The organism is Klebsiella sp. SWET4 (genome assembly GCF_024296565.1).
In the GTDB taxonomy this organism is placed as follows: Bacteria; Pseudomonadota; Gammaproteobacteria; order Enterobacterales; family Enterobacteriaceae; genus Klebsiella; species Klebsiella variicola.
Window position 1 is genome coordinate 52,597 of the sequence record NZ_JANCOB010000015.1, and the last position, 12,547, is coordinate 65,143.

Annotated in this window: 12 protein-coding genes; 7 read left to right on the top strand and 5 right to left on the bottom strand. The window is 58.0% G+C overall.

The features are described from left to right. Window positions 1-28 precede the first annotated feature (28 nt). Window positions 29-1,288, bottom strand: coding sequence for an L-rhamnose isomerase (gene rhaA / locus NKJ21_RS24535; protein ID WP_012543272.1), 1,260 nt, complete (start codon window positions 1,286-1,288; stop codon window positions 29-31). Continuing rightward, window positions 1,285-2,751, bottom strand: a complete 1,467-nt coding sequence (gene rhaB / locus NKJ21_RS24540) for a rhamnulokinase (RefSeq protein WP_023323429.1) — start codon at window positions 2,749-2,751, stop codon at window positions 1,285-1,287. The genes rhaA and rhaB overlap by 4 nt, the downstream gene beginning before the upstream one ends. A gap of 310 nt (window positions 2,752-3,061) precedes the next feature. Between rhaB and rhaS the strand changes: the two genes are divergently transcribed. Both rhaS and rhaR read left to right on the top strand, forming a co-directional pair. Beyond that, window positions 3,062-3,898 (top strand): HTH-type transcriptional activator RhaS, encoded by an 837-nt coding sequence (gene rhaS / locus NKJ21_RS24545; protein WP_008807880.1) that lies wholly within the window; start codon window positions 3,062-3,064, stop codon window positions 3,896-3,898. A 73-nt stretch (window positions 3,899-3,971) separates the two neighbouring features. Next, window positions 3,972-4,817, top strand: a complete 846-nt coding sequence (rhaR, locus tag NKJ21_RS24550; protein ID WP_008807878.1) for an HTH-type transcriptional activator RhaR — start codon at window positions 3,972-3,974, stop codon at window positions 4,815-4,817. A gap of 32 nt (window positions 4,818-4,849) precedes the next feature. On the opposite strand, the gene rhaT is transcribed toward rhaR, so the two are convergent. Next, complete coding sequence (rhaT, locus tag NKJ21_RS24555; protein WP_012543269.1) at window positions 4,850-5,884, bottom strand: L-rhamnose/proton symporter RhaT; 1,035 nt, start codon at window positions 5,882-5,884, stop codon at window positions 4,850-4,852. A 289-nt stretch (window positions 5,885-6,173) separates the two neighbouring features. Here rhaT and sodA point away from each other — a divergent pair, with 289 nt between their 5' ends. Together sodA and yiiM are read left to right on the top strand one after the other, a co-directional pair. Continuing rightward, a complete protein-coding gene (gene sodA, locus NKJ21_RS24560; RefSeq protein WP_004203668.1) occupies window positions 6,174-6,794 on the top strand; it encodes a superoxide dismutase [Mn] in 621 nt (206 codons plus the stop codon). 72 nt (window positions 6,795-6,866) lie between these two features. Beyond that, a complete protein-coding gene (yiiM, locus tag NKJ21_RS24565; RefSeq protein WP_008807875.1) occupies window positions 6,867-7,541 on the top strand; it encodes a 6-hydroxyaminopurine reductase in 675 nt (224 codons plus the stop codon). Window positions 7,542-7,604: 63 nt separating this feature from the next. Here yiiM and cpxA read toward each other — a convergent pair whose 3' ends face one another. Beyond that, complete coding sequence (gene cpxA / locus NKJ21_RS24570; RefSeq protein WP_008807874.1) at window positions 7,605-8,978, bottom strand: envelope stress sensor histidine kinase CpxA; 1,374 nt, start codon at window positions 8,976-8,978, stop codon at window positions 7,605-7,607. Continuing rightward, the gene (gene cpxR / locus NKJ21_RS24575; protein WP_002882901.1) at window positions 8,975-9,673 is read right to left on the bottom strand and encodes an envelope stress response regulator transcription factor CpxR; all 699 of its coding nucleotides are present in this window, start codon (window positions 9,671-9,673) and stop codon (window positions 8,975-8,977) included. The genes cpxA and cpxR overlap by 4 nt, the downstream gene beginning before the upstream one ends. Before the next feature lie 149 nt (window positions 9,674-9,822). Here cpxR and cpxP point away from each other — a divergent pair, with 149 nt between their 5' ends. The 3 genes from cpxP (at window position 9,823) to pfkA (ending at window position 12,546) form a co-directional block, all read left to right on the top strand. Beyond that, window positions 9,823-10,326, top strand: coding sequence for a cell-envelope stress modulator CpxP (cpxP, locus tag NKJ21_RS24580; protein WP_004178004.1), 504 nt, complete (start codon window positions 9,823-9,825; stop codon window positions 10,324-10,326). A gap of 158 nt (window positions 10,327-10,484) precedes the next feature. After that, window positions 10,485-11,387 (top strand): CDF family cation-efflux transporter FieF, encoded by a 903-nt coding sequence (gene fieF / locus NKJ21_RS24585; protein WP_008807873.1) that lies wholly within the window; start codon window positions 10,485-10,487, stop codon window positions 11,385-11,387. A 196-nt stretch (window positions 11,388-11,583) separates the two neighbouring features. Then, window positions 11,584-12,546: a 6-phosphofructokinase gene (pfkA, locus tag NKJ21_RS24590; protein WP_002882911.1), complete on the top strand. Its 963-nt coding sequence runs from the start codon at window positions 11,584-11,586 to the stop codon at window positions 12,544-12,546. Window position 12,547: the final 1 nt, after the last annotated feature.

Sequence of the window (12,547 nt, forward strand, 5' to 3'; positions counted from 1 at the left end):
TCAGCCGCGACCCGGGAAAGCCCGTGCATTACCCGCGCTGGCTCAGAACCGCATTCTCATAAGCCCGTACGTTGTCCAGCCACTGACTGCCCGCCGGCGTGTCGTGACGCTGACAGTACATCTCCCAGATGGCCTGCCATGGCAGCGATTTTTGCTCTTCGAGCAGCGCCAGGCGGGCGGTGTAATCGCCGTCGTTCTCCAGCTGACGAAGCTGAGCGGTCGGTTCCAGCAGGGCGCGCAGCAGCGCTTTTTTCATATTGCGGGTACCAATTACCCAGGCCGCGATGCGGTTGATGGAGGCATCGAAGAAGTCGAGGCCGATGTGCACGCGGTCAAACAGGTTGTGGCGAATGATTTCACTGGCGATGGCCTGGGTTTCATCATCCAGCAGCACCACGTGGTCGCTGTCCCAACGTACCGGGCGGCTGACGTGCAGCAGCAGGCGCGGGATGTAGAGCATGGCGGCAGAGATTTTGTCGGAGATCACTTCCGTCGGGTGGAAGTGGCCGGCATCGAGGCACAGCGCCGTCTGGCGGCTGGTGGCGTAGCCCATATAGAACTCGTTGGAGCCGACGGTGTAGCTTTCGGCGCCGATGCCGAACAGCTTGCTCTCCACGGCGTCAATATGGTGCGCCGGGTCGAGCTTCTCGCTGATCACTTCATCAAGGGCATTCAGCAACCGCTGGCGCGGCGCGAAGCGGTCAACGGTAATATCTTTCATGCCGTCCGGCACCCAGATATTCATCACCGATGGGGTACCCAGCTGTTCGCCAAAATAAGCGGATACGCGACGGCTGGCTTTGCAGTGGTCGATCCAGAACTGGCGGATCTCATCGTTGGCGTGCGACAGGGTAAAGCCGTCGGCGCTCAGCGGATGCGAGAAGCAGGAGGGGTTGAAATCCAGCCCCAGTTTGTTGGCTTTCGCCCACGTAACCCAGTTTTTAAAGTGCTCCGGCTTAATCTCATTGCGCGCTACCGGCGCGTCGGATTCCAGGTAAATAGCGTGCAGGTTGAGACGCTTTGGTCCCGGGATCAGGCTCAGCGCCTGCTCAAGGTCGGCGCGTAGCTCTTCAGCATTGCGCGCTTTGCCCGGGTAGTTGCCGGTCGCCTGGATGCCGCCGGTCAGGCTTCCCGCCGGGTTTTCGAAACCGGCGACGTCGTCACCCTGCCAGCAGTGCATGGAGACGGGCAGACGGTCCAGCTGGCGCAGGGCCTCCTCGACATCCACGCCGACGGCGGCGTAGCGCTGCTTAGCAATTTCCCAGGCTTGTTCAAGTTGAGTGGTCATGCGCAAAGCTCCTTGGTCTGTTGTGGCTGAAACTGCGCCACGAAACGGGCAATTTCACTATCAGGATTGGGGGTAAAAGCGGTGAGCGCCGCGTTGTCGCGCACCACTTGACGAAACTCATCGACATTGGCCAGCTCGTCGAGGGTCATTAACTGGATGCCGATATTGCCGAGGGTGGAGGCCTCCACCGGGCCGGCCACGACGGCGATCCCGCAGGCGTCAGCGCACAGCTGGTTAAGCAGCGCGTTCTGGCAGCCGCCGCCGACGATATGCAGCTGGCTGAAGGGCTGGCCGCGCAGCGCCGCCAGCTCGTTAAGCACCCGGGCGTAGAGCAGCGCCAGGCTGTCGAAAATGCAGCGCGCCAGCTCGGCATCGCTTTCAGGAACGGGCTGTCCGGCATCGCGACAGGCGGCCTGGATCTCGGCGCTCATACTGGCCGGGTTGATAAAGCGGTCATCGTTGCAGTCAATCATGAAGCGGCACGCCGGTAGCGCGGCGGTGCGGGCGATCAGCCCCTGCAGGTCGCTGACGTTTTGTTCTTTCAGCACCCGCTGCAGCAGCCACAGGCCCATGATATTTTTCAGCACCCGGTAGCGGCCTTCCGCTCCGCCTTCGTTGGTGATATTGGCCTGCAGCGCCGCGTCGCAGTTGTATGGGGTCAGGCTTTCAAACCCCATCAGCGACCAGGTGCCGGAGGAGAGATAGGCGGCATCACGGTCGGCCAGCGGAGAGGCGATCACCGCGCTGGCGGTGTCGTGGCTGGCGACCGCGACCACCGGAATACGGTTGCCCTGCGGGCAGATCCAGTGACCAATCACATTGCCGGGGTGGGTCGGCGTTCCGAACCACGCCAACGGCGCGCCGGTCCAGTTCAGCAGCGTCTCATCCCAGCTATCGCTATTGATGTTAACCAGCTGGGTGGTGGTGGCGTTGGTATATTCCCAGTTCAGATTGCCGGTCAGGCGGAAGCTGAAATAGTCGGGGATCAGCAGGGCATGCGCGGCCTGACTGACCAGCTCCGGCTGCTGCTCCACCAGGGCGCGCAGCTGGTAAAGGGTGTTAAACGGCAGAAACTGAATACCACTGCGGCGATAGATCTCCGCCCGGCCCAGCTGTTCTTCAGCGTGACGTAGCAGGCCCTGGGTGCGGTCGTCGCGATAGGAGATCGGCAGTCCGACGCGCTGGCCCTGCTTATCCAGCAGGACATAATCCACCCCCCAGGTATCGATGCCGATACTGTCGATCAGGATGCCCTGCTCACACACTTTCTCCAGCCCGCGACGGATCTCGCCTTCCAGGCTATCCACATCCCAGCAGTCGAAGCCATCCACCTTCTGCAGGCTGTTGGTGAAGCGATGGATTTCCCGCAGGGTCAGGGCGCGTGGCCCGGACTGATAGCTGGCGAGCATCACCCGCCCGCTGGAGGCGCCTAAATCGACGGCGACACAATGACGAATACTCATGGAAAGACCCTTCTTAAAATCATTGTCCGCAGTCTAAAAAAGGCCGCTTACTGACACCTTCTCGCTACGGACAGTCAAAACTGGCCGCTGGCAAGAAAGCAAAGGTGACCGTGAGGGAAATCACAATTTGCGGTTTTAGGGGGTGGCGAGGGGGATGTGATGGCGTCCGCAGTTCCGTATCTTTCCGGCTGATTCTTGAAAAAGCGGCAGGATTTACGAATTTCATGGTCAAAAATTGAAGGCCGGATAGCCAACCCTTCATTACTATCAGCCGGTGACTGATAATTTTTCTCATTACGAGGGTGGCATCATGACCATATTGCACAGTACGGATTTCTTTAAGGCCGGGATCTCGACGGTGGCTATTGAACCCCGCCTCCCTCAGTCGGCCTTTCCGGAACATCACCATGATTTCCATGAAATTGTCATCGTGGAGCAGGGCACGGGTATTCACGTCTTCAATGGTCAGCCCTATACCATCGGCGGCGGTTCGGTCTGCTTTATTCGCGATCACGACCGGCATCTGTACGAGCATACGGATAACCTGTGTCTGACCAACGTGCTCTATCGCGCGCCGGATGCGTTTCGTTTTCTCGCCGGGGTCAGCCAACTGCTGCCCCAGGAGCAGGAGGGGAACTACCCATCGCACTGGCGGGTGAACCAGACGGTCCTGCAGCAGGTTCGGCATATCGTGGCGCAGATGGAGGCCATGGGGAGCGAAACGGATACCCATGCCGTCGCCAGCCGTGAGATCCTGTTTATGCAGCTGCTGGTGCTGTTGCGTAAAAGCAGTCTTGCGGAAGAGGCCACCAACAATGATGCGCGGCTGAATCAGCTGCTGGCCTGGCTGGAAGATCATTTTGCCCAGGAGATCTGCTGGGAGGAGGTGGCGGCGCAGTTTTCGCTGTCGCTGCGTACCCTGCACCGCCAGCTGAAGCAGCAGACCGGCCTGACGCCGCAGCGCTATCTTAATCGGGTGCGCCTGATGAAGGCCCGGCATCTGTTGCGCCACAGCGATGAAAGCGTGACTGATATCGCTTTTCGCTGCGGCTTCGGCGACAGTAACCACTTTTCGACGCTTTTTCGCCGCGAATTTGACTGGTCGCCGCGCGATATCCGCCAGGGCCGCGACGCCATTCTTCAGTAACGCGAGAAGAGTCAACGTATTGCGGGCTAAAAACGCGAATAATGCGCCCTTATCCGCGTTTGGAGTGTGAGCCGTGGCCGGTCTGATTCTACGTAAAGAGGAGTTTTTCCCTTCCGCCACGCAGGCAGTGGCGGTGGCTGACCGCTACCCGCAAAACGTTTTTGCCGAGCATACCCACGAGTTCTGCGAGCTGGTGCTGGTGTGGCGCGGCAACGGGCTGCACGTCCTTAACGATCGCCCCTGGCGCATTACCCGCGGCGATCTGTTCTATATTCGCGCCGAAGATAAACACTCCTATGCTTCGGTTAATGATTTAGTCCTGCAGAACATCATCTATTGCCCGGAGCGGCTGCAGCTCAATTTTGACTGGGCGGGGACGATCCCTGGCCTCTTTGGCACGCCGTGGAAGCCCCACTGGCGCATGGGCAGCACAGGTATGGCGCAGGCGCGCCAGGTGATTAGCCAGCTTGAGCATGAGTGCGCCCGGCGCGACGCGCAGGGAAATGCGATGGCCGAACTGCTTTTTGCCCAGCTGGCGCTGACGTTGCAGCGCCATCGCTACGCGACGGATGATCCCGCGGCGACGCAGCGCGAAGCGCTGCTGGACAAACTGCTGGCCGCGCTGGCGGCCAGCCTCAGCCGCCCCTTTGTTCTGGAGCGTTTCTGCGAGCAGGAGGGCGGCAGCGAGCGGGCGCTTCGCCAGCAGTTTCGCCAGCAAACCGGGATGACCATCAATCACTATTTACGCCAGCTGCGGATCTGCCATGCGCAGTATCTGCTGCAGCATACCGAGCGCTTAATCGGCGATATCGCCATGCAGTGCGGCTTTGAGGACAGTAACTACTTTTCGGTGGTTTTTAGCCGGGAAATCGGCATGTCGCCGGGGCAGTGGCGGCAGCGCAGTCGCGCCGCCGCCTGAAGACCGTCGTTGTCTGGCTGATGACCCGGTGGTTAACTGGCCATCCCCAGACCGACGATATTGGCGGCGATGATGATCACCACGCAGCCGAGGCTCAGGACGCTCACCGGACGACGACCGGCGTTGTTCCACTCCTTCAGCACCAGACCCACCAGACCGCCGCACAGCACGTAGAAACTCATGTGCAGCATCCAGCTCATATAGTCATACTGCGCCGGAATGCTGGCGTGGCCCCAGGCATAGAAGAAGAACTGGAGATACCACATCAGGCCGCCGAGGGCGGAGAGCAGAAGGTTGCTGATGATGAGCGGTTTGGCCAGCGAGAAATCGGCTTTGACTGACAGGTTCTTCACTTTCGCCAGACGAATAAAGCAGAAGCCGAGGTTGACCAGCGCCCCGCCGCCCATAATGACTACGTAGCTTGGCAGCGCCGCGTACAGCGGGTCGACGCCGAGCGCTGCGGCGGCGTCATGCATCGGTTTGGCGGCGTTCATCGCGAACGACATCCCTGCGGAGAAGATACCGCACATCACCGCCAGCAGAAGTCCTTTCTTCAGATTGAACTCTTCGGCTTTGATGCCCATTTTGCGCTCTTTCAGCTGGCCTGCGCGGGTGACGATGCCGACGCCAATCACCGCCACCAGCACGCCGAGCAGCGTCATTTGACCGCCCTGGGTGTGCATCAGCACCGAAAACTGACCGTTAATAATCGGCGTCATCAGCGTGCCGACAATCAGCGTGATGCCAATGGCGATGCCAATCCCCATCGACATGCCAAGATAGCGCATGGTCAGGCCATAGTTGATATTACCGATGCCCCACATAGCGCCGAACAGGAAGACCGGCAGCAGCGTGGAGGCGTTAAAGGAGCGGTAGTAGGCCCAGAAGTCGGGTAACAGCGTGGCGCTGATGGCCCAGGGCAGGATCAGCCAGGAGACGATCCCTCCAACCGACCACATGGTTTCCCACGACCAGTGTTTTACTTTTTTGAACGGGGCATAGAAACAGGCGGCACTGGCGGCCCCTATCAAATGCCAAAAAATACCCATCGTAATCGCGTGGTTCATTGATTTTATCCTCATCTTTTTTTATCGGAGACGGCGGCTTCCGATGTGATGAGTGTAAAAATTAGCCGCTTTGGCCGCCTTCAAGCCGTTGCCACAGGATGGCGAACCCTGGCAACCATGGGCTTAATTAGTTGTTCTACATCACAAAATGACGGGTATTTCTTCTGGTTATATCCATATGAAAAATACGGCATTGATAAGCATTTTCAATACCATTTAATTAACTATAATGGACAAACTGCTTACGCGGCGTTAACACTTGAGCCGCTCGACAATAATGGAGATGATTATGAGCTATACCCTGCCATCCCTGCCGTACGCTTACGATGCTCTGGAACCGCACTTCGACAAGCAGACGATGGAGATCCATCACACTAAACACCATCAGACCTACGTGAACAATGCCAACGCCGCGCTGGAAAGCCTGCCGGAGTTCGCTAACCTGTCCGCTGAAGAGCTGATCACCAAGCTGGATCAGCTGCCGGCTGACAAAAAGACCGTACTGCGTAACAACGCGGGCGGCCACGCTAACCACAGCCTGTTCTGGAAAGGCCTGAAAACCGGCACCACCCTGCAGGGTGACCTGAAAGCGGCTATCGAGCGCGATTTCGGCTCTGTAGACAATTTCAAAGCGGAATTCGAAAAAGCCGCTGCGACCCGTTTCGGCTCTGGCTGGGCGTGGCTGGTCCTGAAAGGTGACAAACTGGCCGTTGTCTCCACCGCCAACCAGGATTCCCCGCTGATGGGCGAAGCCATTTCCGGCGCTTCCGGCTTCCCGATCCTGGGTCTGGACGTGTGGGAACACGCTTATTACCTGAAATTCCAGAACCGTCGTCCGGACTACATCAAAGCCTTCTGGGACGTAGTGAACTGGGACGAAGCTGCAGCGCGTTTTGCCGCTAAAAAATAAGGTTGCATTGCGCTAAGAGAGAAGCGAGTCTGATGACTCGCTTTTTTTATATCTGTAGCAAGGAGAGCAGCCATGCATTATCCGGTGAATGTCTTTGTCGGCAAAATCAGGGACTACGCGGGCAGTCGCCCCAGCGCGATCGGCAAAATCCAGGTCGATGGCGAATTGCAGCTCGGCGATCTCGGCCTCGATGGGGATGAGCAGGCGGAGAAGAAAATACACGGCGGGCCGGACCGCGCGCTGTGCCACTATCCGCGCGAACACTATGCCGACTGGATGCGTGAATTCCCCCAGCAGGCCGAGCGCTTCTGCGCGCCGGCGTTCGGCGAAAACCTCTCCACCACCGGGCTCACCGAGCAAAATGTTTATATCGGCGATATCTTTCGCTGGGGCGAGGCGCTGATCCAGGTCACCCAGCCGCGATCGCCGTGCTTCAAGCTCAACTTTCATTTTGCGATCGGTGATATGGCGCAGCTGGTGCAAAACAGCGGGAAGACCGGCTGGTTGTATCGGGTGATTGCCGGGGGGCAAGTCTCCAGCGATGCGCCCCTAGAACTGGTTTCCCGGCTGAGCGATGTCAGTGTCCATGAGGCCGGGGCGATTGCCTGGCAGATGCCGTTTGATGATGATCAGTATCATCGTTTATTGTCGGCTGCGGGCCTGTCGGTGAGCTGGAGCAGAACGCTGCAGAAACGACGTTTAAGCGGTAAGATCGAGGATAGTTCGCGGAGATTGTGGGGGAAATAATTCCCCCACATTGAGTATTTTCGGGGATGCTCCCGGCTTAGCGCAGCGCAAGCCGGGACAGAGTCAGGTGCGCTTATACAGCGGCAGCCAAAGGGTTAAGCGCAAACCACCCAGCGGGCTGTCGTCGGCCTTCACCCAACCGCGGTGTTGCTGAATAGCGGTTTCGACAATCGCCAGCCCCAGGCCGGTGCCGCCGGACTCGCGGTCGCGCGCCTCGTCGGTCCGGTAGAATGGCCGGAAAATCTGTTCGCGATCCTCCGGGCTGACGCCCGGGCCGTCGTCGTCGACGTTAACCGTAATCCCGTCTTTATCCACCGAGAAGCTGACGGAAATCTTCGTGTGTGAGTAGCGCAGGGCGTTGCGGACGATATTTTCCAGCGCGCTTTCCAGCGCATTAGGATTACCGTACAGCGGCCAGGGGCCCGGCGGATACTCAACGGTGAAAGATTTACCCATCTGCTCGGCTTCAAACGCCGCGTTGTCCAGCACTTCGCCCCACAGCTGATTGGCTTTCACCGTCTCGCTGACCAGGGCATTTTTGGCCTGATTGCGCGACATCACCAGCAGGTCGTTGATCATGCTGTCCAGCCGGTGCGCCTCGGTTTCGATGCGCTCCAGCTCCTTGCTCTCACCGCTGCGGCGACGCAGCAGGGCGGTGCCCAACTGCAGGCGCGTAAGTGGTGTACGCAGCTCATGCGAGATATCAGACAGCAGTCGCTGCTGGCTGGTCATCATCCGCTCCAGCGCGGTGACCATCTGGTTAAAGCTGGCGCCAGCGGCTAAGAACTCCTGCGGCCCGGCTTCCAGCTCCGGATGCTGGCGCAGGTTGCCCTGGGCGACTTCGTCGGCGGCGTTTTTCAGCTTACGCGCCGGTTTCGCCAGGCTCCACGCCAGCCACAGCAGCAGCGGGGCGCTGACCAGCATCGTGACGATCAGCAGCAGCAGCGGCCGGTCAAACAACAGGTTGATAAAGTCGGATTGGGAGGTGCTGGCGGGACGAATCAGATAGAGCTGATAGTTATCCTCGCCGTCCCTGACGGAAAACGGGCCCACCATTTCCAGGCGGCCATAGCGTTTTTTCTGCGGATGATCGGCATTATCGGCCTGGCCGATAAAGTTACGAATGATCTGCATCTCGTTGCGTTCTGCGCCGATCACGCGGCCTTCGCTGGTCACCAGCAGCAGGCGTTGTCCCGGCGGCGCCCATTTATCGATGGCGCGAAACAGACGGCGCCACCACATCAGGTCGTTTGGCGGATCGTTGGCCAGCTCGGCCTCGACGTGCTGCTCGATCATGATGCCCTGACGCTGCTCGCTTTCCAGCAGCTCGGTCATCTGCCGGGAATCCAGTTTGGGCAACATCAGCACCAGCATCAACACCAGCGCCAGCGTGAGCCAGAAGATGGCGAAGATGCGTGCAGTCAAACTTCCAATCATGAAGCGGAAACCATCAGATACCCGCGGCCACGCAGCGTTTTAAACCACGGATGGCCATCTTTGCGCTCCGGCAGCTTACGCCGCAGGTTGGAAATATGCATATCGATGGCGCGGTCGAACGGCGTCAGGCGCTTGCCTAACACTTCCTGGCTTAAATGTTCACGCGACACTACCTGGCCGAGATGCTGCGCTAACAGATAGAGCAGGGTGAACTCGGTACCGGTGAGCTCCAGCGTCTGACCATCGAAATTGGCTTCCTGGCGGCCCGGGTTCAGGCTTAAGGCATCCACTTCCAGCGTTGGCGATCCGGCTTCGGTCGTCTGCTGCTGCTCGCTCCAGTGGGAACGGCGCAGAATCGCGCGTATACGGGCCACCAGTTCACGATCGTTGAACGGCTTAGGCAAATAGTCATCCGCGCCCAGCTCAAGGCCGAGAACGCGATCCAGCTCGCTCCCGCGCGCTGTTAGCATGATAACCGGGGTCTGGTGTGTCTGACGCAGCTCTTTCAGCGTATCGATACCGTTTTTCTTCGGCATCATCACGTCGAGCAGCAATAAATCAACGCTGTCGTCCAGAAGGGCCAGCGCCTGTTCCCCATCATGGGCCACCAGCACGTTAAAACCTTCCATATCGAGCAGCTCTTTTAACAGGGAGGTGAGCTCCCGGTCATCATCAACTAACAGGATTTTATTCATCTTTTAAATACCTCCGAGGCAGAAATTACGTCATCAAGGCCCGCTAATCCATGACTTTACGTTGTTTTACACCCCCTGACGCATGTTTGCAGCCTGAATCGTAGACTGTCTCTCGTTGAATCGCGACACAAACGTTTTGGGAGTATGTGATGCGCAATGTTATCGCTGCCGTCATGGCCTCAACGCTGGCGCTAAGTGCATATAGCCAGGCCGCTGAAGTCGTTACCAGCGTTAACTGGCTCCCCGGAGACGAAGGGGGACAGCGCGGTAGCCAGAGCCATATGTTTGACGGCATAAGTTTAACCGAGCAGCAACGTCAGCAGTTACGGGATCTTATGCAACGGGCACGCCACGACAGGCTCCCCGTTAATGTTAGCGAAATGGAGACAATGCATCGCCTTGTCACCGCAGAAAATTTTGATGAAAACGCTGTGCGCGCTCAGGCAGAAAAGATGGCGCAGGAACAGGTTGCTCGCCAGGTTGAAATGGCTAAGGTCCGCAACCAGATGTACCACCTGCTTACGCCAGAGCAGCAAGCGGTTTTAAATGCTAAGCACCAGCAACGTATGGATCAGTTGCGTGAGGTTGCAAGGATGCAGAAAGGCTCAGCAATGATGCTTTCGAGTAGTAGCAACACCCTGCAACCCCAGTAACAAACCCTGTTTTCCTTGCCATAGACACCATCCCTGTCTTCCCCCACATGATGTGGGGGTTTTTTTTGCCCTTTTTTCGGCAAATCAACTTCTTCGCGTATCCCGTGAGCGTCACAAGTTCAGGTTATACTAAGCGCATTGCAGGAGAAGGAGCCTATATGAATCAATCTTATGGCCGGTTGGTCAGCCGCGCCGCTATCGCCGCGACGGCCATGGCCTCCGCGTTACTTTTGATCAAAATTTTTGCGTGGTGGTATACCGGTTCAGTCAGTATTCTGGCTGCGCTGGTGGATTCGCTGGTGGATATTGCCGCCTCGCTGACCAACCTGCTGGTGGTTCGCTATTCGCTGCAACCTGCTGATGAAGAGCATACCTTTGGCCACGGCAAAGCGGAATCGCTGGCGGCGCTGGCGCAAAGCATGTTTATCTCCGGCTCGGCGTTGTTTCTGTTTCTCACCGGCATCCAGCACCTGGTGCGTCCGGAGCCGCTGCAGGCCGCTGGCGTCGGGGTCGTCGTCACGTTGATCGCCCTGTTCAGCACGCTGGCGCTGGTGACCTTCCAGCGCTGGGTGGTGCGAAAAACCCAGAGCCAGGCGGTGCGGGCGGATATGCTTCATTATCAGTCTGATGTTATGATGAACGGCGCTATTCTGGTGGCGCTGGGCCTTTCCTGGTACGGCTGGCATCGCGCCGATGCGTTGTTTGCCTTAGGAATTGGCATCTATATTTTATATAGCGCGCTGCGGATGGGCTATGAGGCGGTTCAGTCACTACTCGACCGCGCCTTGCCTGACGAGGAGCGTCAGGACATTATCACCATCGTGACCGCATGGCCCGGCATCCGCGGGGCGCACGATCTACGAACGCGGCAGTCAGGGCCGACCCGCTTTATTCAGATTCATTTGGAAATGGAAGATAACCTCCCGCTGGTGCAAGCCCACGTGATTGCAGACCAGGTGGAGCAGGCGATTCTGCGCCGTTTCCCGGGTTCCGATGTCATTATCCATCAGGATCCCAGTTCTGTGGTGCCAGCGGCGCAGCAGGGCTTTTTTGAGCGTTAGGTTATAGTCTGTAAACTCGATGTAAAAATGTGGGGCAGATCGGCATTTTTTGTATAAATTACCGCCGTTTGGTCTGACCTGAATCAATTCAGCTTGAGGCGTTTGATATACTATTGTCATTAGCGTCGTGCACTCCTGGTGAGGGAGCGCTTCAGGCAACAGAATTATTTTTTGCTTCCTAAGTTCAGAGGTAGTCATGATTAAGAAAATCGGTGTGTTGACAAGTGGCGGTGATGCGCCGGGCATGAACGCAGCAATTCGTGGCGTGGTGCGCGCGGCATTAACGGAAGGTCTGGAAGTTTTTGGAATCTATGACGGTTACCTCGGATTGTATGAAGACCGTATGGTTCAGCTCGACCGTTACAGCGTTTCCGACATGATCAACCGCGGCGGCACCTTCCTGGGCTCCGCTCGCTTCCCGGAATTCCGCGAAGAACACATTCGCGCTGTGGCTATCGAAAACATGAAGAAGCGCGGCCTGGATGCGCTGGTGGTTATCGGTGGTGACGGATCCTATATGGGGGCAATGCGCCTGACCGAGATGGGCTTCCCGTGCATCGGTCTGCCGGGCACCATCGACAACGATATCAAAGGCACTGACTACACCATCGGCTTTTTCACCGCCCTGAGCACCGTGGTGGAAGCGATTGACCGTCTGCGCGACACCTCTTCTTCACACCAGCGCATCTCCGTGGTGGAAGTGATGGGCCGTTACTGCGGCGACCTGACCCTGGCGGCGGCGATTGCCGGCGGCTGTGAGTTCATCATGGTGCCGGAAGTGGAATACACCCGTGACGATCTGGTGGCCGAAATCAAAGCCGGTATCGCGAAAGGTAAGAAACACGCTATCGTGGCGATCACCGAGCACATGTGCGACGTTGACGAGCTGGCAAGCTACATCGAGAAAGAAACCGGGCGTGAAACTCGCGCCACCGTCCTCGGCCACATTCAACGCGGCGGTTCCCCGGTTCCTTACGACCGCATCCTGGCTTCCCGCATGGGCGCCTATGCAATTGAGCTGCTGCTGCAAGGCCATGGCGGCCGTTGCGTCGGCATCCAGAACGAGAAGCTGGTGCACCACGACATCATCGATGCCATCGAGAACATGAAGCGTCCGTTCAAGAACGACTGGCTGGATTGCGCGAAGAAACTGTACTAAG

Coding starts and splice junctions, on each gene's coding strand:
- rhaA (WP_012543272.1), bottom strand. CDS start 1,288: ATGACCACTCAACTTGAACAAGCCTGGGAAATTGCTAAGCAGCGCTAC.
- rhaB (WP_023323429.1), bottom strand. CDS start 2,751: ATGAGTATTCGTCATTGTGTCGCCGTCGATTTAGGCGCCTCCAGCGGG.
- rhaS (WP_008807880.1), top strand. CDS start 3,062: ATGACCATATTGCACAGTACGGATTTCTTTAAGGCCGGGATCTCGACG.
- rhaT (WP_012543269.1), bottom strand. CDS start 5,884: ATGAACCACGCGATTACGATGGGTATTTTTTGGCATTTGATAGGGGCC.
- sodA (WP_004203668.1), top strand. CDS start 6,174: ATGAGCTATACCCTGCCATCCCTGCCGTACGCTTACGATGCTCTGGAA.
- yiiM (WP_008807875.1), top strand. CDS start 6,867: ATGCATTATCCGGTGAATGTCTTTGTCGGCAAAATCAGGGACTACGCG.
- cpxA (WP_008807874.1), bottom strand. CDS start 8,978: ATGATTGGAAGTTTGACTGCACGCATCTTCGCCATCTTCTGGCTCACG.
- cpxR (WP_002882901.1), bottom strand. CDS start 9,673: ATGAATAAAATCCTGTTAGTTGATGATGACCGGGAGCTCACCTCCCTG.
- cpxP (WP_004178004.1), top strand. CDS start 9,823: ATGCGCAATGTTATCGCTGCCGTCATGGCCTCAACGCTGGCGCTAAGT.
- fieF (WP_008807873.1), top strand. CDS start 10,485: ATGAATCAATCTTATGGCCGGTTGGTCAGCCGCGCCGCTATCGCCGCG.
- pfkA (WP_002882911.1), top strand. CDS start 11,584: ATGATTAAGAAAATCGGTGTGTTGACAAGTGGCGGTGATGCGCCGGGC.